General features: G+C 72.6%; 17 protein-coding genes. 10 read left to right on the forward strand and 7 right to left on the reverse strand.

The window, feature by feature from the left end:
- Positions 1-19 precede the first annotated feature (19 nt).
- Positions 20-943: an RNA polymerase sigma-70 factor gene (locus tag ACIQ6Y_RS35630; protein WP_404045908.1), complete on the reverse strand. Its 924-nt coding sequence runs from the start codon at positions 941-943 to the stop codon at positions 20-22.
- A 197-nt stretch (positions 944-1,140) separates the two neighbouring features.
- Here ACIQ6Y_RS35630 and ACIQ6Y_RS35635 point away from each other — a divergent pair, with 197 nt between their 5' ends.
- The 3 genes from ACIQ6Y_RS35635 to ACIQ6Y_RS35645 all read left to right on the forward strand — a co-directional run bounded on the left by ACIQ6Y_RS35635 (position 1,141) and on the right by ACIQ6Y_RS35645 (position 5,028).
- A complete protein-coding gene (locus ACIQ6Y_RS35635) occupies positions 1,141-2,880 on the forward strand; it encodes a sigma-70 family RNA polymerase sigma factor (protein ID WP_404045911.1) in 1,740 nt (579 codons plus the stop codon).
- 88 nt (positions 2,881-2,968) lie between these two features.
- Positions 2,969-4,231: a glycosyltransferase family 4 protein gene (locus ACIQ6Y_RS35640; RefSeq protein ID WP_404045914.1), complete on the forward strand. Its 1,263-nt coding sequence runs from the start codon at positions 2,969-2,971 to the stop codon at positions 4,229-4,231.
- Entirely contained in the window at positions 4,228-5,028 is an 801-nt protein-coding gene (locus ACIQ6Y_RS35645; RefSeq protein ID WP_404045916.1) for a transferase, read from the forward strand. The genes ACIQ6Y_RS35640 and ACIQ6Y_RS35645 overlap by 4 nt, the downstream gene beginning before the upstream one ends.
- A gap of 49 nt (positions 5,029-5,077) precedes the next feature.
- Here ACIQ6Y_RS35645 and ACIQ6Y_RS35650 read toward each other — a convergent pair whose 3' ends face one another.
- The 5 genes from ACIQ6Y_RS35650 to ACIQ6Y_RS35670 form a co-directional block, all read right to left on the reverse strand.
- Positions 5,078-5,917: a carbohydrate ABC transporter permease gene (locus ACIQ6Y_RS35650; RefSeq protein WP_404045918.1), complete on the reverse strand. Its 840-nt coding sequence runs from the start codon at positions 5,915-5,917 to the stop codon at positions 5,078-5,080.
- Positions 5,914-7,260 (reverse strand): ABC transporter permease subunit, encoded by a 1,347-nt coding sequence (locus ACIQ6Y_RS35655; protein WP_404045920.1) that lies wholly within the window; start codon positions 7,258-7,260, stop codon positions 5,914-5,916. The genes ACIQ6Y_RS35650 and ACIQ6Y_RS35655 overlap by 4 nt, the downstream gene beginning before the upstream one ends.
- Positions 7,261-7,265: 5 nt before the next feature.
- Positions 7,266-8,588: an ABC transporter substrate-binding protein gene (locus ACIQ6Y_RS35660; RefSeq protein ID WP_404045923.1), complete on the reverse strand. Its 1,323-nt coding sequence runs from the start codon at positions 8,586-8,588 to the stop codon at positions 7,266-7,268.
- Between the two features lie 14 nt (positions 8,589-8,602).
- Entirely contained in the window at positions 8,603-10,219 is a 1,617-nt protein-coding gene (locus ACIQ6Y_RS35665) for a glycoside hydrolase family 13 protein (protein WP_404045926.1), read from the reverse strand.
- A 138-nt stretch (positions 10,220-10,357) separates the two neighbouring features.
- Positions 10,358-11,626: an ABC transporter substrate-binding protein gene (locus ACIQ6Y_RS35670; RefSeq protein ID WP_404045928.1), complete on the reverse strand. Its 1,269-nt coding sequence runs from the start codon at positions 11,624-11,626 to the stop codon at positions 10,358-10,360.
- A 121-nt stretch (positions 11,627-11,747) separates the two neighbouring features.
- On the opposite strand from ACIQ6Y_RS35670, the gene ACIQ6Y_RS35675 reads away from it, so the two are divergent.
- The 6 genes from ACIQ6Y_RS35675 to ACIQ6Y_RS35700 all read left to right on the forward strand — a co-directional run bounded on the left by ACIQ6Y_RS35675 (position 11,748) and on the right by ACIQ6Y_RS35700 (position 17,531).
- A complete protein-coding gene (locus ACIQ6Y_RS35675) occupies positions 11,748-12,263 on the forward strand; it encodes a PadR family transcriptional regulator (protein WP_404045930.1) in 516 nt (171 codons plus the stop codon).
- 41 nt (positions 12,264-12,304) lie between these two features.
- On the forward strand, positions 12,305-13,060 hold the full coding sequence (locus tag ACIQ6Y_RS35680; protein ID WP_404045981.1) for an ABC transporter ATP-binding protein: 756 nt from the start codon (positions 12,305-12,307) through the stop codon (positions 13,058-13,060).
- A 465-nt stretch (positions 13,061-13,525) separates the two neighbouring features.
- A complete protein-coding gene (locus ACIQ6Y_RS35685) occupies positions 13,526-15,823 on the forward strand; it encodes an FtsX-like permease family protein (protein ID WP_404045933.1) in 2,298 nt (765 codons plus the stop codon).
- A gap of 73 nt (positions 15,824-15,896) precedes the next feature.
- Positions 15,897-16,214 carry an antibiotic biosynthesis monooxygenase family protein gene (locus tag ACIQ6Y_RS35690; RefSeq protein ID WP_404045936.1) on the forward strand — a complete coding sequence of 106 codons (318 nt, stop codon included), beginning with the start codon at positions 15,897-15,899 and terminating at the stop codon, positions 16,212-16,214.
- Between the two features lie 109 nt (positions 16,215-16,323).
- A complete protein-coding gene (locus tag ACIQ6Y_RS35695; protein ID WP_404045938.1) occupies positions 16,324-17,037 on the forward strand; it encodes a VC0807 family protein in 714 nt (237 codons plus the stop codon).
- Entirely contained in the window at positions 17,034-17,531 is a 498-nt protein-coding gene (locus ACIQ6Y_RS35700; protein WP_404045940.1) for an SMI1/KNR4 family protein, read from the forward strand. Before ACIQ6Y_RS35695 ends, ACIQ6Y_RS35700 begins: the two co-directional genes overlap by 4 nt.
- Here ACIQ6Y_RS35700 and ACIQ6Y_RS35705 read toward each other — a convergent pair.
- A complete protein-coding gene (locus ACIQ6Y_RS35705) occupies positions 17,515-18,483 on the reverse strand; it encodes an esterase/lipase family protein (protein WP_404045942.1) in 969 nt (322 codons plus the stop codon). The genes ACIQ6Y_RS35700 and ACIQ6Y_RS35705 overlap by 17 nt on opposite strands.
- A gap of 488 nt (positions 18,484-18,971) precedes the next feature.
- On the opposite strand from ACIQ6Y_RS35705, the gene ACIQ6Y_RS35710 reads away from it, so the two are divergent.
- Positions 18,972-20,015 carry a helix-turn-helix domain-containing protein gene (locus ACIQ6Y_RS35710; RefSeq protein WP_404045945.1) on the forward strand — a complete coding sequence of 348 codons (1,044 nt, stop codon included), beginning with the start codon at positions 18,972-18,974 and terminating at the stop codon, positions 20,013-20,015.
- Positions 20,016-20,145 lie beyond the last annotated feature (130 nt).

Genomic DNA, 20,145 nt, shown 5'->3' on the forward strand with positions numbered 1-20,145 from the left:
CCCGCGCTCCCTCTCCTCCTCACCCCTCGCCCCGCCAGGCGCGGTTCAGCTCGTGGAAGACCGCCCACGGGTCCGCCACCGGGCCGACGTGCTGGAGCTTGTCGGGGTTGCTGACCGCGCGGACGGTCTGGATGCGTCCGTCGAGGACGTCGAGCACCCAGGTGCCGAGGACCTTGCCGTCACGGTCGCGGAACACGGCGCCGGGCTGCCCGTTGATCTCGTGCGACTCGCTCGTGACGCCGATGCGCACCAGGGCCGGGAGGACGAAGGCGAAGTGGCGGGCCACCCGCTCGGCGCCGAACACGCCCGCGCCCGCCTGCGGGGCCCGGCCGCCGCCGTCCCCGACGACCTGCACATCGGCCGCGAGCAGCTCGCGCAGCGCGTCCACGTCGCCTTCCCGGACCGCGTCGAAGAAGCGGGCCGCGAGTTCCTCGCGCTCACGGCGGTCCGCCTCGAACCGGGGGCGCCCGGCGTCCATGTGCCGGCGGGCCCGCACCGCGAGCTGGCGGCAGGCGGCTTCGGAACGGCCCACCGCCGAGGCGACCTCGGGGAAGCCGAAGCCGAACACCTCCCGCAGCACGAACACGGCCCGCTCCAGCGGGCTGAGCCGCTCCAGCAGCAACAGGGCGGCCATCGACAGCGAGTCGGCCAGCTCCGCCGAGCGCACCGGGTCCTCGTAGGAGTCGGTCAGCAGCGGCTCCGGCAGCCACGGCCCGACGTACGCCTCCCTGCGCACGCGCGCCGAGCGCAGTACGTCGATGGAGATCCGGGTCACCACCGACGACAGGAAGGCCCGGGCCGAGGCGGGCCGGGTCGTGGAGGCGTCCCAGCGCAGCCAGGTCTCCTGGACCGCGTCCTCGGCCTCGCTCACGCTGCCCAGAATGCGGTAGGCGATGGAGAACAGCAGGGGCCGCAGCTCCTCGAACTCCTCGGTCCGGTTCATACCGGCTCCTCCTCGACGTTCCTACGAAATCGGCTCTCCCTCACAGGACGAGACAGCACCCCCGCGCTGTGACATGGACCATCCCTGCCGTCGAAAAATTGTGTTATTCCGGCGCCGGGCGCAGGGTCTCCCCTGTGACGGGCCGCGCGCGGTGGGAGCCGCACGCGGGCAGGAGCGAGGAAAAGAGTGGTCGTAGCGTGAGCAGCCGAGGCGAAGCGGCGCTGGTGAAGGCGGCGCAGCAGGGGGACCGACGGGCCCAGCAGGAGCTCGTCGCCGCCTACCTGCCGCTGGTCTACAACATCGTCGGCCGGGCCCTGGACGGGCACGCCGACGTCGACGACGTGGTCCAGGAGACGATGATCCGGGCGCTGGGCGGGCTCGGCTCGCTGCGCGACCCGGCGGGCTTCCGGTCCTGGCTGGTGGCCATCGCCATGAACCGCGTCCGCAGCCGGCACCGGCATCATCACGCCGCCCTGCAGGAGGCGTACGACGTCCCCGACCCGGGCGCCGACTTCGAGGGGCTCACCATCCTGCGCCTCGGCCTGTCCGGGCAGCGCCGCGAGGTCGCGGAGGCGGCCCGCTGGCTCGACCCCGACGACCGGGAACTGCTGTCGCTGTGGTGGCTGGAGGCGGCCGGGCGGCTCACCCGGGCCGAGGTCGCGGCCGCGATGGAGCTGACCCCGCAGCACACGGCCGTCCGCGTGCAGCGGATGAAGGAGCGGCTCGAAGCGGCCCGCCTGCTGGTGCGCGCCCTCGCGGCCACGCCCCGCTGTGTGCTCCTGGACGATCTGCTGGCCCCCTGGGACGGGGTGCCGTCGGCGCTGTGGCGCAAGCGGCTGTCCCGGCACACCCGGGACTGCACGGTCTGCGGCGGCCTCGGCGCGGGCCTCGCCCCGGCGGAGGGCCTCCTCGTCGGCCTGGCCCTGGTCCCCCTGGGCGCGGCCCTGGCCACGGTCCGGCCGGAGGAGTACGTGGCCCTCGCCGCCGACGCCCGGACGGCCACGGCCTACGGCGACCCCCTCGACACCTCCGCCGCATACGGCGACCCGCACGACACCACGGCCGCATACGGCGACGCGCGTGACACCTCCGCCGCATACGGCGAGTCGCACGACACCACCGTCTACGGCGACCCGCTCGTGTCCTCCACCCCCACCGACGCCCCCGGCCTCCACCCCGGCCGCGTCCAGCAGCGTCACACCCTGCGCCGCAGGCGCCGGCGGCGGGTCGCGGTGGCGGCCGTGGCGGCGCTGGTGGCGGGCGGCGGCAGTGCGGCGCTGCTGATCCCGGGCGACAGCGACGACGTACGGCGGACGCCGACCGCGCTGGAGACGGCCGAGGGCACGACCGCCCTGGCCGCCCCCGCCCCCTCGACGTCGAGCGCCTCGCCCTCCCCCAGCGCGTCCCCGTCCCGCAAGGTCTCGGCGTCGCCCAGCGCGAAGGCGACGCCTTCCGTGAAGCCCGAGCCCACGCCGAAGCCGCAGCCCACCCGCACCACCGCACGCCCCACGCCGACCCCCACCCCGACCGAGGAGGAGACGACGGCTCCGTCCGGCTCCACCGCCGCTCAGGTGCTGGAGCTGGTCAACGCCGAGCGGGCGAAGGCGGGTTGCTCACCGGTCCGGCAGAACGCCACGCTGGACACGGCCGCGCAGCGGCACTCCGACGACATGGCGGCGCGGGACTTCTTCGACCACACCAACCCCGACGGCCAGGACCCGGGCGACCGCATCACGGCGGCGGGCTACCGGTGGAGCACGTACGGGGAGAACATAGCCCGCGGCCAGCAGACGGCCGCCGAGGTCATGCAGTCCTGGATGAACAGCCCGGGTCACCGTGCGAACATCCTGAACTGCTCGTTCGCGGAGACGGGTCTCGGCGTCCATCAGGGCGCGGGCGGACCGTGGTGGACGCAGGTGTTCGGCACCCAGATGTGAGCCGTGCCCGCCGGCCGGGCGAGGCCGCTCACGCCACGATGCGGTAACGGCGGGCAACCGGAAGGGGGGCCCGCCGATCTAAGCCCCTATGAAGATCTCTTTCCTCCTGCACAACGCCTACGGCATCGGGGGCACGATCACCACGACGTTCAATCTGGCCCAGGCCCTGGCCGACCGTCACGACGTGGAGATCGTCTCCGTGCTGCGGCACCGCGAGCGCCCCAACTTCGCGCTGGACCCACGGGTCTCGCTGCGCCCGCTGGTGGACCTGCGGAAGGAGAGAGACCATCCGCTGCACAAGAGACCGGCGAGCGTGTTCCCCGTGGCGGAGTACCGCTACCGGCAGTACAGCGAACTGACGGACCGGCGGATCGCCGAGGCTCTCGCGCAGACGGACGCCGATGTGCTCATCGGCACCCGGCCGGGCCTCAATGTGCATCTGGCGCTCCAGGGCCCGGACCGCGCTCTGCGGGTCGGGCAGGAGCACCTCACCCTGGACAACCACCCGCCCCGGCTGCGCACCGCGCTGCGCCGGGCCTACCGCAGGCTGGACGTGCTCACCACGGTCACGGAGGCCGACGCGGCCGCGTACCGGCGCAAGATGCGGCTGCCCGGGGTGCGGGTGGCGGCCCTGCCGAACAGCGTCCCGGACCCCGCGCTCCCGGTCGCCGACGGTGGCGCGAAGGTGGTGATCGCTGCGGGCCGGCTCGTCCCGGTCAAGCGCTACGACCTGCTGATCGAGGCGTTCGCGAAGGTGGCGGCCGAGCGTCCGGACTGGCGGCTGCGCATCTACGGCAAGGGCGACGAACAGCCCCGGCTGCGTCGGCTCGTCGAGGAGCTGGGGCTGTACGAGAACGTCCTGCTCATGGGCGCGGCGGCCCCGATGGAGGCGGAGTGGGTGAAGGGCTCGATCGGCGTGGCCACCTCCGACTTCGAGCCGTTCGGCATGACGATCGTCGAGGCGATGCGCTGCGGCCTGCCCGTGGTGAGCACCGACTGCCCCTTCGGGCCCGGCGAGATCATCCGGGACGGGGAGGACGGCCGGCTGGTGCCGGTCGGCGACCGCGACGCGCTGGCCGCGGCCCTGCTGGAGCTGGTCCGCGACGACGAGCGGCGGCGGCGCATGGGCCGTACGGCCGTGGAGAACGCACAGCGGTTCGCGCCCGGGCCGGTCGTCGCCCGGGCGGAGCGGTTGTTCGAGGAGGCGCTCGCGGCCCGCGGTGGCCGGGCGGAAGCGGTCGAGGACGGCGGTCTCGGCCGCGTCCTGGTCAGTCAGGGATTCGCCGTACGGGACGTCGCGTACGGTGCCGCGGGCCGGGCCCGCCAGATGGTGCGCAGGGGGCAGCGATGAGCCGGGACCACATCAGCGAGCCGCGGGTCGACTGCACGGTCGACACCGAGGGCCGGATCGACTTCGCCGTCACGGCGCCGCCGTCCGAGGAGCCCCGGCTGCTGCTGCGGCTGCGCCCGAGGAAGGGACAGCCCGAGACGACCGTACGGCAGCTGGAGCTGCGGCCCGGGAGCGACGGCCGGCTGGGCGCCGTACTGGAGGCGTCGCCCGTGCTGGAGGACGGGCGCTGGGATCTGTATCTGGTGGCCGGGCCGGAGGCGGAGCGGCAGCGGTTGCGGCACGGGTACCGGGATCTGCGGGCGCTGGTCGACGGGGACACCCGTGACCGGACGTCGCCGGTGGCGGTGCGGGTGCCGTACGCGACCACGGACGGGTTTCTCGCGGTACGGGCCTGGCTGCGCACCGCGCACGCGGAGGCCGGCCGCATCGAGGTGAGCGACCATTCGACGCGGGTCACCGCCCGGCTGCACGGGGCGTCCCTGGCCGCGGGCGCCGCCGTGGTGGTGCGTCCGCGGGGCGGGAGCCGCGCCGAGCGGACGGTGGACCTGCGCGCGGAGGCCGACGGGCAGGGGTTCGCCTTCGAGGTCGGGCACACGGAGATGACGGGCGAGAGCGGCATGTGGGACGTGTTCGTACGGCCCACCGCGGACGGCGCCCTGGCGCGGGTCGGGCGGCTGCTGGACGACGTGGCCGGGCGCAAGGAGGTCTGCGTCTACCCGGCGGTCACCGTGGGCGCCGCCACGGTGCGGCCCTACTACACGGTGGACAACGACCTCGCCTTCGAGGTCGGCGGCTGACGTGCGACGGCCGGCCCCGTCCTGCGAAGGGGGCCGGCCGTCCGGCGGGTCACTTCACCGAACCCGCCATCACGCCCTGCACGAAGTGCCGCTGGAAGGCGAAGAAGACCGCCACCGGCACGATCAGGGACAGGAACGCCCCGGGAGCCAGGACGTCGATGTTGCTGCCGAACTGCCGGATCTGTGACTGGAGTTCGACGGTCAGCGGCTGCGAGGCGCTGTCCGCGAACAGCAGGGCGACCAGCATGTCGTTCCACACCCACAGGAACTGGAAGATCGCCAGGCTGGCGATGGCCGGGCGGCCGACCGGCAGCACCAGCCGGGTGAAGATCCGCCATTCGGTGCCCCCGTCCATCCGGGCCGCCTCCAGCATCTCCTTCGGGATCTCGGCGAAGTAGTTGCGCAGCAGGAACACGGCGAACGGCAGTCCGTAGGCCACGTGGAAGAGCACTACTCCGGGAATCGTGCCGAACAGGCCCAACTGGCCGAAGAGTTTGGCGACCGGCAGCAGACCGATCTGCACCGGCACCACCAACAGGGCGACCACCAGCAGGAAGACGGCGTCGCGGCCGGGGAAGTCCAGCCAGGCGAAGGCGTATCCGGCGAGCGCGGCGATGACGACCACGAGCACGGTGGTGGGCACCGAGATCAGCACGGTGTTCCAGAACGCGCGGGTGATGCCCGCGTTGTCCAGCAGCGCCGAGTAGTTGTCGAAGGACATCTGGCCGGGGCTGGTGAACACCGTCCACCAGCCGCCCTTCGCGGTGTCCTCGGCGGAGCGCAGCGACGACAGCAGCAGTCCGGCCAGCGGTGTCATCCAGACCAGGCCGACGATCAGCAGGAAGGCCTGGACGGCTCCGTTGCCCAGGTAGCGGCGGGCGGCGTTCATCGCTGGCTCCTTCTGAAGCGGCGTACGTTGAAGACCATCGCGGGGACCACGAGCAGCAGGAGCAGCACCCCGAGCGCGCTGCCGAGGCCCTGGTCGTTGCCGCCGCCGAACGACACCAGCCACATCTGGGTGGCGAGCACGGTCGCGTCCTCCTGCACCGGTCCGGGCGCGATGATGTAGACGAGGTCGAAGACCTTCATCACGTTGATGACCAGCGTCACGAACACGACCGTCAGGACGGGCGCGAGCAGCGGCACGGTGATGCGCCGGAAGATCTGCCACTCGTTGGCGCCGTCGATGCGCGCCGCCTCCAGCGCGTCCCGGGGCAGGGTGGCGAGGCCCGCGCCGATGAGGACCATGGCGAAGCCGGTCCAGATCCACAGGTAGGCGCCGATGATCGCCGGGGTGACGAGGGCGGGCCCGAGCCAGGAGACGCCCTCGTAGGGAGCGGAGAAGTTCGAGGCGGGCAGCCGCACGGTGTACGAGCCGTCGGCCAGGTCGGTGAAGCGGAACGAGCCGTCGGACGCGGTCGTCGTGGAGGCGGCCGTCTTTCCGTCGCGCACGGCCTCGACGCGCACCTCGGGCAGGCCGCTCTCCTTGGGGTCGACCTGGCCCTGCCGCCCTCCGCCGCCGGGGGTGAAGTCCAGGTAGACGACACCGCGCAGTTCGCCGGGCCCGGATGCGGGGGCCTTCGCGGGCTCCGCGCCCTCGGGCAGGTCCTTCGGCTGGACGCCGACCAGGCCGAGGGCGAGGGTGTCGCCGGGTGAGACGCTCGCGGTGGTCCGGTAGCCGCCGTCGGCCTTGCCGAGCCCCTGCCCCTCGCGGGCGCGAGCCGTGGGATAGGAGGAGGTGCCGGTGAAGGCGTCGTGGACGGTGACCGCGGCGGCGTTCAGGACGCCCTTGTCCGGGTCCTCGTCGTAGGCGAGGCGGAAGATGATGCCGGCGGCGAGGAAGGACACGGCCATCGGCATGAACAGCAGCAGCTTGAACGCGGTGGCCCAGCGGATCTTCTCGACCAGCACGGCCAGGATCAGGCCGAGGCCGGTGAGCAGCGTGGGGGCGACGACGACCCAGATGGCCGTGTTGCGGACGGCCTTGATGGTGGCGGGGTCACGGAACATCTCGGCGTAGTTGTCGCCGCCGACGAAGCGGGTGCCGGAGGCGTCGAAGAAGCTGCGGCCGACCGAGAACAGCACCGGGTAGACGACCAGTGCGCCCAGCAGGAGCAGCGCGGGGAGGACGAAGAGCAGGGCGACGGCCCGGCCGCGCCGCCGCGGGCGCCGGGCGGGCCCGGCACCGGCGGCGGACGGGGGGCTCGTCTCTTTCACGAGCGTGGCGGTCATGTCCGTCAGCCCTTGTAGGCCTTGGCCGCGGCGGCTTCCAGCTGGGCCGCGGTCCGCTGCGGGTCCGACGGGTCGCGCAGGAAGTCCTGGAGGATCTTCCACTCGCCGGCGCCCTTGGTGCCGCCGAAGGCGGCGGGTGCCTGGTCGGACATGTCGAAGCGGACCGAGTCACCGGCCGCTACCAGCGACTTGGCGGTGGCACGCGTGGTGACGTCACCGTAGGTGTTGGGGTCGAGCTTCTTGTTCGGCGACAAAAAGCCGCCCGCCTCGGCCCAGACGGCCGCGGCCTCGGGGGTGGCGAGGTACTCCACGAACGCCATCGCGGCATCGGCGTTCTTGCCGTCCTTCAGGACGACGGCCGCGTCGCCGCCGCTGACCACGGGCGGGGTGCCGCCGTCGACCGCGGGGAACGGGTAGAACTTGGCGTCCTCGCCGATGGCCTTGCCGTACTGGTCCTTGGCGACACCGGCCACGAAGTCGCCCTCGTAGACCATGGCGGCCTCGGGTTCGGGGCCGAAGACCTTCTCCACCGAGCCGGGGAAGTCGGTGTTCAGGGCGCCCTTCTGGCCGCCGGCCAGCAGCTGCTTGTCCTTGAACAGCTCGCCGAGGGTGGTGAGGGCCTTCACCACCGAGGCGTCCGTCCACTTCAGCTTGTGGGCGGCGAGGGCGTCGTACTTGTCGGGTCCGGCCTGGGAGAGGTAGACGTTCTCGAACCAGTCGGTGAGGGTCCAGCCGTCCTGGCCGGCGACGGAGAACGCGGCGAGTCCGGAGTCCGCGACGGTCTGCCCTGCCTGAAGCATCTCCTCGTACGTCGAGGGCTGGCCGACACCGGCCTGGGCGAGGGCGTCGGGGCTGTACCAGACGGTCGACTTGTGGGCGGCCTTGAAGTACAGGCCGTAGAGCTTGCCGTCGACGGTGCCGTAGTCCTTCCACACCGGCGCGAAGTTGGCGTCGACGGTCTTCTCGGCGGCGGGCGACAGCGGCTTGAGCCAGCCGCTCTCGGCGAACTGCTTCAGGACGCCGACCTGCGGGACCATCACCACGTCGGGGGCGTTGCCGCCCTCGATCTTGCTGCCGACGACGGTGGAGACGTTGTCACCGGTGGAGACGAACTGCGTCTTGGCGCCGGTCTGTTCGGCGAAGGCGTCGAGCACCTTCTGGAAGTTCTTCTGCTCGCTGCCGGTCCACACGCCGGCGACGGTGAGCGTCTTGCCGCTGAGCGCCTTGTCGCCGCCGCCGGCCGTGACGTCGCCGCCACCGCAGGCGGTGGCGCCGAGGGCGAGGACCAGGGCGGTGCAGCCGATCAGGGTGGTACGTCGTCGCATCATCGTTGATGTCCCTTTCAGAAGGAGGGTGAGTCGTCGATCCACCAGGCCGCCGTCGAGCCGGGGAGCTCCCCGGCCGGACAGGGGCCACTGGCGAGCAGCGGGGTGCCGGAGACCGGCGCGGGTACGGGTGCGGTGCCGAAGTTGACCGCGCAGACGAGGTCGTCGCGGGCGAAGGCGAGCACCCCGGGCGGGGAGTCCAGCCAGCGCAGGCTTCCCTCGCCCAACTGGGGCAGGGCGGCGCGCAGTTGGAGGCCGTCGCGGTACAGGTGCCAGAAGGAGCGGGTGTCGGCGAGGGCGCGGTCGGTGGCGTACTCGGCGAAGTACTCCGGCTGGGGCAGCCAGGGCTTGGCGCTCTCGGCGCCTGAGGTGAAGCCGAACGGGGAGGCCTGTCCCGACCAGGGCAGCGGCACCCGGCAGCCGTCGCGGATGCGGGCCCGGTCGCCGGTGCGGCGGAAGATCGGGTCGGTGAGGACGTCGTCGGGCAGGTCGACGACCTCGGGCAGGCCCAGTTCCTCGCCCTGGTAGATGTACGCGGCTCCGGGCAGGGCCAGCATCAGCAGCGCGGCGGCGCGTGCGCGGGCGGCACCGAGGCCGCTGCCGTGCGGGGTGGGTTCGCCGTAGCGGGTGACGGTGCGGACCTGGTCGTGGTTGTTGAGGACCCAGGTGACGGTGGAGCCGGTGCCGGCGATGTCCTGCATGGCCTCGGAGATGACCTTGCGGAAGGCGTCCGGGTCCCAGGGGGCGCCGAGCAGGTCGAAGAAGAAGGCCTGGTGGAGTTCGTCGGGGCGCACGTACTGGGCGTGTTCGCGTGCGGTGGGCACGGACACCTCGCCGACGAGGAGGCGTTCGCGGCCGTCGCGCTCGCTGTACTCCTCGCAGACGGCCCGCCACCTGCGCCACACCTCGTGCACCTCGGGCTGGTTCCAGGCGAGCGGGTTGACCGAGTCGCGGGTGCGGGCGTCGGCCTCCGGGTCGTCGGAGTCGGGCAGCTCGGGGTGCTTGAACAGACCGGCGGCCACGTCGATGCGGAAGCCGTCGACACCGCGGTCGAGCCAGAAGCGCAGGATGCGGTCGAACTCGGCGGCGATCTCGGGGTTGCGCCAGTTCCAGTCGGGCTGCTCGGGCGTGAACATGTGCAGGTACCACTGGCCGTCGGGCAGCCGCGTCCAGGCCGGGCCGCCGAACATGGCGTGCCAGTTGTTGGGCGGCTCGGCGCCGTCGGGGCCGCGCCCGTCGGCGAAGTGGAAGCGGGCCCGGGCCGGGCTGCCGGGCGCCGCGGCGAGCGCCTCCCGGAACCACGGGTGCTCGCTGGAGCAGTGGTTCGGGACGATGTCCAGCAGGACCCGGATGCCCAGCCTGCGGGCGGCGTGGACGAGCCGGTCGAACTCGGCGAGGTCGCCGAAGACCGGGTCGACGTCGCAGTAGTCGGCCACGTCGTAGCCGTGGTCGTGCTGCGGCGAGGGATAGAAGGGGCTCAGCCAGATCCCGTCGACGCCCAGTTTCTTCAGATACGGCAGCCCGGCCCGGACCCCGGCGAGATCGCCGACCCCGTCACCGGTGCTGTCCAGGAAGCTGCGGACGTAGACCTGATAGATCACCGCGTCCCGCCACCAGCGGTACTTACTCAGCATGCATGCATGTTAAGTAACCGTTTCGGAGGGGTGTCAATGAACTGGACGCAAGCTACTGGTGAGTTGGCGTCGCAAATCGGGACACACAAGGGCATGCTGAAGAGAGATGAGACGTCAGCGTTACTTAACAGGTAACTATCAGCGGGTGAGGGCGTCGAGCTCGCGCGCCAGTCGGCGCACGGCCGCCTCGGGCGTCTGCTGCCCGGTCATCGCGTCGTGCACGACCGCCTGCACGACCAGGCTGACCTGGTCGTAGCGCGCGCTCTTGGGCCGCGGGGCGGCGGCCAGCACGCTCTCCCGCAGGGTCGGCAGGTACGGGAAGCGCCTGATCAGATCGGGGTCCCGGTAGAGGTCGGCCCGCACCGGGGGCAGTGCGCCGCGGGTGAGGACCTGGCGCTGGACGCGTTCACCGGTGAGATAGGCGAGCAGGCGCTCGGCCGTCTCCGCGTGCCGCGCATGGCTGCTGACCGCCAGGTTGGAGCCGCCCAGCACGCTCGTGGCCGGGCCGTCGGGGCCCGGCAGCGGCACGGCGCCGACCCGTCCGGCGACGCGTGACCCCTGCTCCGAGGCGGCGACATAGGCGTAGGGCCAGTTCCGCAGGAAGAGCAGCCGGCCGTCCTGGAAGGCCTGCTTGGACTCCTCCTCCTTGTACGTCAGCGCCTCGCGCGGAATCCAGCCCTCGCGTACGCCGCGCACCAGGAAGCCGATGCCCTCACGGGCCGCGGCCGAGTCCACGGTGACGCGGGCGCCCTCGTCGCCGAGGATCGTGCCGCCCGCCGAGTAGACGGCCTCGGCGGCGTTCACGGTCAGGCCCTCGTAGGGCAGGAACTGTCCGGCGTAGCCGTCGAGCCCGTACTTCGGGGCGACCGTCTCGGCGTACTTCTCCAGCTCGGCCCAGGTGCGCGGGGGTGCCAGGCCCTCCTTGTCGAGGACGTCCTTGCGGTACAGCAGCAGGCCGGCGTTGGTGACGTACGGAACGGCGTACAGGCGGCCGTCGTAGGTCGCGGTGTCGACGACCGGCGGCAGGAAGGTGCCGAGCGGGAAGCGGTCGCGCTCCAGCGGGCGGATCCAGCCGGCCGCGGCGAACTCGGACGTCCAGTTGACGTCGATGTTGAGCACGTCGAACCGGCCGCGGCCGGCGCCGCTGAGGTCGGTGACCATCTGCGCGCGGGACTCGTCGGTGGAGTCGGGCAGCTCGACGAGGGTGATCCGCTCGCCGGGGTGGTCGCGGTTCCAGCCCTCCAGGAGGGGGCCGAGATAGCCGGTGAGGTCGCCCGCGGTGGCCAGGGTGAGCGGACCGCGCCCGCCCGTGCCGGCCTCCCGGGCCTGGACGCCCGCGGTGACATATCCGGTCAGGACGATCAGCAGAACGAGGAGGCCCCTACCCGCGGCACGCGTCCACCGCATAGGTTCCTCCCTGTACACCGGCACCGGGCACCCTCGCCCGGGGACAAAGGCCATGTATACCTGTTAGGCATGGGCGATACTAGGGCCTGGCACACATCACCAGGACAGGAGGACAGCACGCGTGCGCCTGCCCCTCCTGGCACTCCTCGCCCGTGGCCCCGCCCACGGCTATGAGCTGAAGCAGGGCCTTGAGCAACTGCTGGGCTCCGCGTACCCTCAGCCGAACGTCGGCCAGATCTACGTCACCCTCGGCCGCCTGGAGAAACAGGGTCTGATCGAGGGCGAGGACGTCGAGCAGTCCAGCCGGCCCAACAAGAAGGTCTACCACCTCACCGAGGACGGGCGTGAGGCGCTGCGCGCCTGGTTCGCGGAGCCCGAGGACGAGCCGCGGGTACGGGACGAGTTCTTCATGAAGCTGGCTCTCGCCCCGCAGACCGGTCTCGCCGACCAGATCGCCCTGATCAACACCCAGCGGCGCCAGTATCTGAACACCATGCGCCAGCTGTCGAAGCTGGCCGCCGCCGAAGACCGCGACAACCGCATCGCGCAGCTGCTGATCGAGGGCGCGATGCTGCACCTGCAGGCCGACCTCGACTGGCTGGAACGGTGCCAGGAAGAGCTGGAGGAGCTGGAGTGAGCAAGGGTCCCGCTCCCGACGCAGCGCCCGTTGAGGCACCCATGCCCCCGGCCGAGGCGCCCGTCCTGCGTGCGGAGGGGCTGGTCAAGACCCACCACGGCGAGGGCGCACCCGCTCAGGCCGTGCGCGGGGTGGACCTGGCCGTGCGGCCGGGCGAGTTCGTGGCGATCACCGGGCCGTCCGGTGCCGGGAAGTCGACCCTGCTGCATCTGCTGGGCGGCCTCCAGCGCCCCGACGCGGGGAGTGTGTGGCTGGACGGGGAGCGCACCGACGCGTGGAGCGAGGCCCGCTGGGCGGTGGAGCGGCGCAAGCGGATCGGGATCGTCTTCCAGTTCTTCAACCTGGTGTCGAACCTGTCCGTCGCCGACAACGTCGAGCTGCCCGCCCTGCTCGCCGGGGTCCCGCCGAAGCGGGCGCGCGCCGAGCGCGAGGAGCTGCTGTCCGAGCTGGGGCTCGCGGGCAAGGAGCGCAGCATGCCGGGCGAGCTGTCGGGCGGCGAGCAGCAGCGGGTCGCGCTGGCCCGCGCACTGGTCAACCAGCCGCCCCTGCTGCTCGCCGACGAACCCGCCGGCAGCCTCGACAGCAAGGGCACCCGCGAGGTGATGCGGCTGCTGTCCCGCTTCCACCAGCGCGGGCAGACGATCCTGCTGGTCACGCACGACGCCCGGCTGGCGAGCGCCGCGGACCGGGTGATCAGCTTTTTCGACGGGCGGATCGCCGACGACGCGGAGCTGGACCGGAACGCCGGGCCGCCGCGCCGGGCCGGGACGTCCGGGGTGCTGGAGCTCAGGGACTGACATGTGGACGTCAGGGACGGACATGCGGGTCTCAGGGGCGGCGGTGCGGGTCGCACCGGCTGACGGGCGGCCCCCGGGGACAGATGTGCGGGGCTCAGGGACTGACGTGCGGGTCGCACCGGCTGACCTGCGAGCCCCGGGGACAGATGTGCGGGGCTCAGGGACTGACGTGCGGGTCGCACCGGCTGACGGGCGGCCCCCGGGGACAGATGTGCGGGGCTCAGGGACTGACGTGCCGGTCTCACGGGCTGACCTGCGAGCCCCAGAGGCTGGTTTGCCGGTCTCACGGGACGACGCGCGAGCCCCAGAGGCTGGAGTGCCGGGCTCACGGGACGACGCGCGAGCCCCAGACGCTGGAGTGCCGGGCTCACGGGCTGACGCGCGAGCCCCAGAGGCCGGCATGCCGCGGGTCTCAAGGACCGACAGGCGAGTGGACGACGTACGCGCGAGGAAGGGCTGACGCCGGTGCGAGCGACTCTGCGCTGGGCGCACTCCGATCTGCGCACGCACCGCGGCGAGGCGCTGTTCCTGGTGCTCGCGACCGCGGGCGTCGTCGTGTCGCTGCTGCTGGCCGCCGCCCTGTTCGGGTACGCGACCAACCCCTGGCAGCGGGTGTTCGCGCAGGGCGGCGGCGCCCACGTGTGGCTGCACACCGCGCCGTCCTCCGATGCGGACAGGCTGTCCGGGCTGGACGGCGTGGACTCGGTCGCGGGCCCCTATCCGGCGGCCTCCGCGACCGTCGCCACGCGCGGCGCCCGCGCCTCCGTCGAGCTGCGCGGCACGCCGGAGCTGCCCGAGGTGGGCCGGCCGCTGCTGGCCTCGGGGAACTGGCTGGACACGGCGACGCCCGACGGGGTCGTCCTGGAGACCCGGCTCGCCCGGTCCCTGCTGGCCGAGCCCGGTGACACGCTGACCGTGCCCGGCAGCGCGCGCCGCTTCACCGTGGTCGGCGTCGCCGACAGCGCCGAGCCGCCCTACCGTGCGGGCGAGCGGCCGGGACTGGTGTGGGCGCTGCCGTCCGCCCTGCCCGACCCGGACAGCCAGGTGATCGGCCTGCGGCTGCGGGATCCGGACGACACCGGGTACGCCGTCCAGCGCGCGGTGACCGTGCTGGGCGCCGGGGCCATCGGAGAGGTGTCCACCTGGCAGCAGGCCCGGGCGGAGGCGCAGGGCGACAACCGGCTGCTCGGCCAGGTGCTGGGCCTGTTCGGGCTGGGCGCGCTGCTGGCCGCCGGGTTCGCTGTGCACGGGGCGATCGGCACCCGTATCCGCGGCCATCTGCGGGACATCTCCGTGCTCAAGGCGATCGGGTTCACGCCCGGCCAGGTCGTCCGGCTGTTCCTGCTCCAGCATCTCGCCTACGCGCTGCTGGGCGCGGTGGCCGCCGCCGCGCTCACCCAGGCGCTGGGCAGCCGGGTGCCGGGACGGCTCGGGGACGCTGTCGGGGTGTGGCAGGGGCTGCCCGGGCAGACGGTGACGCTGTTCGTGGTGCCGGTCGCGGCGGTGCTGTTCATCGGCGCGACGACGGGGCTGGCCGCGTGGCGCGCGGGCCGGGTGCCGCCGGTGCCGGTGCCGCGGCCCGCGGCGTCGCGGGGCGGTCGGCTGTCGGGGGCGGCCCGCTGGGCACTGGGGCCGGGCGTACGGGGTGTGCGGGTGCCGCCGGCGCTGGTGCTGGGCTGGCACCGGGCGTTCGCGCGCGGTCCGCGCTCGCTGACCGCGGTCGGCCGGCTGGCGCTGCCGCTGCTGCTGATCGTGGTGGCGATGAGCGCCTGGACGACCATGGACCGCTTTGCCAGCAGGCCCGAGCAGGTCGGCCTGCCCGCCGCGCTCACGGTCCACCCGGACGCGTCCCTGGACGCCCTGCGCACCGAGGCGATCCTCGACGGGGACCCGCAGGTCGCTGCCGCGCACCCGGGCGTGGAGGTGGCCGCGCTGGTCCCCGGCCAGACGGAGACCATCGCCCTGCGCGGTCTCGGCACCCGCCGGGAGCCGTACCCGTACGCCCTCGCGGAGGGCCGCGCGGCCCGCGGGCCCGACGAGGCCGTCGCCGGGCAGGGGCTGCTCGACCTGCTGGACGTACACGTCGGCGACTGGGTGCGGATGACGGTCGGCGACCAGCCGCAGATCCTGCACATCGTCGGCCGCAGCATCGAGCCGGACAACGCCGGCCGGGTCATCTCCACCTCGCTCGACACCCTGCGCGAGAACGACCCGGGTCTGCGCCCGACCCTCTACCAGGTCCGTCTCGCCCCCGGCTCCGATCCGCACGAGGTCGCCGACCGGCTCGCCGCGGCCGGTCACGGCAGGCTGGACGTGCACGCGGTGACCAACCCGGTCGACGGGCTCTCCCCGCTGCGCGAAGTCGTCCTGGGCCTGATCGCCGTCCTCGCCCTGATCGGTCTGGTCGAGCTGCTCACCGCGATCGGCGGCACGGTACGGGAGTCCGAGCGCGACCTGCTCGCCCTGAAGGCCATCGGCCTGTCCCCCCGCCAGATCACCGCGATCACGGTCACCGCGACCGGCTGTACGGCCCTGACGGCCGTGCTGCTCTCCATGGCCCTCGGCCTGCCGCTCGCCCACTGGCTCATCGACGCCCAGGGCCGCTCCAGCGGCATCGGCGCCGGCATCGCCCAGGGCCCCTCCCCCGCCCTCCTGCTCCTGCTCTGCACCGGCGCCGTCCTCGGCGCAGGCGCCCTCGCCGCCCTCCCCGCCACCCGCGCGGCCCGCCGTCGCCTCGCGGACACACTGAGCGCGGTGGCGTGAGGGGCCGCTTCCCCTGTGTCCCGTAGCCCATGGCGGTCGCGGGGTGGCCGTCGGGATGCGGCAGGATGAGGGTATGAGCGTCGTCAAGATCAATGTACTGACCGTGCCCGCCGAGCAGCGTGAGACGTTGGAGCAGCGCTTCGCCTCGCGTGCGCATGCGGTGGAGAACTCCGACGGGTTCGAGTGGTTCGAGCTGCTGCGGCCCGTGGAGGGCACCGACACCTACCTCGTCTACACGCGCTGGCGGGACGAGGATGCCTTCCAGGCCTGGATGGAGGGGCCGATGAAGGCGGCCCACCAGGGCGGCGGAGACCGGCCGAAGCCTGCTGCCAGTGGTTCGACGCTGTGGTCGTTCGAGGTCGTGCAGCAGGCGGCGCCCAAGGGCGAGTGACGGCCAGTCCGTTCTTGGTGATCATTTTGTGTGGTCGTGGTGTCCCCCGCCCAGGTCGTTGCCGTACGGTGTCGCACGGCAACGACCAGCCGTTTTCAGGGGGAAAACCGTGTCTCATCAGGACACCGCCACGACCACGCAGCCGCAACGCACCGAGCGTCCCGCTCCGCCCGCCCGGTCCCGGGGTGCCGCGCTCGGCGGCTGGATTCTCACGCTCGCCTTCAACGTCGTCGCGCCGATCCTGACGTACAACGCGCTGCGCGACCACGGCTGGAGCGAGTTCAGCGCGCTGCTGCTGAGCGGGGCGTGGCCGGTGCTCGACACCGCCGTGCATGTGGTGTGGCGGCGGCGCGTGGACGAATTCGCCGTCGTGACGCTGGTGTTCCTCGTCATCACGGCCGTGGTGTCGCTCGTCGGGGCGCACTCCGCGCGTGCCCTGCTGATCAAGGACTCCGGTGTCACGGGCCTGTTCGGGCTGCTGTGCCTGGGGACGCTGCTCGCGCCGCGGCCCCTGATGTTCTACTTCGGCCGGAAGTTCGCCACCGACGGTACCCCGGAGAGCACCGCGTGGTGGAACGGCATGTGGCAGGCGGAGGGGTTCCGCCGGACGCTCACCGTCATGACCGCGGTCTGGGGCGTGGCGTACTGCGTGGAGGCCGGCGTACGGATCGCGCTGGCCTACACACTGAGCACCGACACCATGGTGGTGCTGAGCCCGGTCCTGATCTACGGCGTCCTGGGCGTGCTCGCCGTGTGGACCGCGCTGTACGGCAAGCGGGCCCGGCGCAGGGGTGAGGCGCTGGCGGCGGCAGCCGCCGCGTGACGACGTACGCGTGGCGCGACCTGCTCCAGAGGTGGAGCGACGCCTGGCTCCATCCCCGGCACGAACAGGAGGGCGCCGAGCCGCTCCCCGAGGAGGTGCGCCGGGCCCACCGGCTCGGCACCCGCCCGGCCGACCCCGCGGAGGTCGGCGCGCTGGAGGAACGGCTCGGCACCGAACTGCCGCCGAGCTACCGCCAGTTCCTGCTCACGAGCGACGGCTGGGGCCCCACCACGTACGAGATCGAGCGTGTCCTGCCGGTCCGGGAGGTCGGCTGGACCTCCGGGTTCCTGCCCCACGCCCTCAAGGTCGCCGACTCCCCGGACTCCGGCGACCTGTACCTCCTCGACCCCCGGGCGGTCGGCCCGGACGGTGAGTGGGAGGCCTGGCATGTCGTCCACCATCCCGCGGGGGCGGCCTTTCGGCACAGATCCTTCTGGGACTTGATGAACGGCGAGTTCGCGAGCTTCGCCGCTCAGCTCACCAGGTGGGGATGACCGGCCCGGTCAGCGGCAGGACCACCTGGCACGGCAGCGGGCGCTTGTGCTGCGGGTCCAGGGAATTGAGGACGTGCGTGAGGACGACCGGGTCGTAGGAGGCCTCCAGGTGGTCGGTGCCGTCCTTCCAGCAGGTCTGCTGGAGGTGGATGTTCTCGACCGTCGCACCGGGGCCGGCGGTGAGGTAGCCGTTGGTGTACGGGGTGACGATCTCGTCGTACTGGGTGGCGATGACGGTGTAGTCGACGCCGGGGACGGTGTCGCCGCCGGCGTCCAGCGCGCGGTTGAAGTCGGAGCCGACCTGCTGCTCCACCAGTGCCGGATGGTCCTTCTGCAGAAGGCTGTTGGTGGGTTCCAGCGTGTGCAGGACACGGCCCAGTTCGGTGATGCCGCTCAGGGTGGTGCCGTGGTTGGAGGGGGTGATGCCGATGAGCTGGTCGACCTTGTCGGCGGCGCCGGGGAAGTTCTTGAGGTAGTAGCGGGGCACGGGCCCGCCGCCCTGGGAGTGGCCGACCAGGTCCACCTCGGCGGCACCGGTCTCGGCCCGTACCCGGTCGACGAAGCGGGCGAGCACGGCCGCCCCGTCCACCATGGAGCCGACGCCCTGGACCGGGTCGTCCGCCGAGGAGCCGCCGTAGCTGAAGGCGAAGACGCAGTAGCCCTCGTTCGCCAGCAGCGGGGCCGCGCCGCGCCAGATGTCGTTCATGTTCTCCATCGTTCCGTGCACCAGAACGACCGGCTCGGGGTGCTCCGCGGAAGGGGTGCAGTCCCAGTCGTCGGCGCCGGGCGGGGACTCGGCCGGGTGGTGGAACCCGTTCGTGAATCCCACAGTGAAGTTGTATTCCACATGCAGCGAGTCGTCCGCGCCGTACACCGTGCCGCCGGTCGCGGCGAGCAGTCCGGTGGCCGTGGCGCCGGCGAGCAGTGCACGGCGGAATGTGGCTCGTCTCATTTCCAGTTCCGTCCCTTGTTCTGGAATAGCGAAGCGTCGGGGCAGCGAAAGTAGGAAGGAACCGGGAGCGGCGGCAATGGGCCGCGCTCTTCTTCACGGGTGCCGCTCAGTCAGATGTCAGCTCCGTGTGTTGCGGGAACGTAAAACGCTCATCCAAGTGCGCGCTTCGGCGGGCGGTGAGGCGCTGCGCTGCGGCAAAACACGAGGACGGGCTTATTAGCACTGCTAGTTGACTTGGGCCAGAAGCCTTGACCCGCCAGGGACTTGACCACATAATCCGGGGGATGACGACGACGGAGACGGCGGCATCGGGAGCGAGCCGCGGCACGGGAAGGGACTCCCGTGGCGGCCCGTGGACGGCCCTGCCCCGCCGCCTCGGAGCCGAACTCCAAAAAGAGAACCGCACGGTCGCGGCCGAGATAATCCATGAGATCAGGGCGCAGATCCCGGAATTCTCCCGTCCGTTGTCGGGTTCATTCGGAGCCGCGATGCAACAAGGTGTGGAGACCGCCCTGCTGGAATTCGCGGAGCGCGTCACGTCGGCGGGCGGCCCGGTGGAATCCGCCCATCTTTCGGTCTATCGGGCGCTCGGGCGCGGCGAGTCGATCGAGGGCCGCAGCCTGGACGCGCTCCAGGCCGCCTACCGGCTCGGCGCCCGCATCGCCTGGCGCCGCTACGCGCGCGTGGCCCGGCGGCAGGCCCTCGGCACGGAGGCGGTGGCCCTGCTGGCCGAGGCGGTGTTCACGCACATCGACGAGATCGCCGCCGTTTCCGTGCAGGCCTACGCGGACGCCCAGGCCGATGCCGCCGGGACCGTCGGCCGGCGCCGCCACCGTCTGCTGATCCTGCTGGCCTCGGGCGACCCCGACACCGAGGCCCTCGACCGGGCCGCCGCCGAGGCCGACTGGCCGCTGCCGGACAGCGTGGCCGCCGTCGCGCTCGGTCCCCCGCCCGCCGCCCAGCCCGACACGCCGGCGCCGCCGCGCGCCCTGCGGCGCAGCCGGTTGCCGGAACCCGTGCTCGCCGACCTGGAGAGCTCCCAGCCCTGTCTGGTCGTACCGACCCCGCATCTGCTGCTCGCCGACCCGCGGTTGCAGCAACTGCTGCGGGAGACGGGGGCGGTCGTCGGGCCCGCCGTACCGCCCGCGCAGACGGCCGACTCGCTGCGCTGGGCGCGCAGTCTGCGCGAAGCGGGCGCCGTCGCCGGGCCGGACTCGCCCCCGGTGACCGCGCCCTCCCTCGCCCGCCTCCTGCTGCTGGCGGACCCGGCGCTCGTACGGCTGATGGCACGCCGGCGCCTCAAGCCGCTCGCGTCCCTCACCCCCAAGCAGCGCGAGCGCCTCGCGGCCACCTTGCTGGCCTGTCTGCAGACGCCGCACGGCACGGCCCCGGAGATCGCGGCCCGGCTCGGCATCCACCCGCAGACCGCACGACAGCGTCTGCACCAGGTGCAGCGGCTGTTCGGCGAGGCCCTGTCCGACCCGGACGCCCGCTTCGAACTGGAGGCCGCGCTGCGGGCGACGCTGGGCTAGGGCCTGTCGTTTGGATCATGCCGGCGTCGCGGGGTCTGGCACGCACATCTGCGGCGTTGTCGTCGGTTGCCGACTCCCCCACTCTCGGCTTCGCTCGAGCGGGGGGACCCCCATCGCGTCGACGCCCTCC

It is taken from the genome of Streptomyces sp. NPDC096205 (genome assembly GCF_044763135.1).
GTDB lineage: Bacteria > Actinomycetota > Actinomycetes > Streptomycetales > Streptomycetaceae > Streptomyces.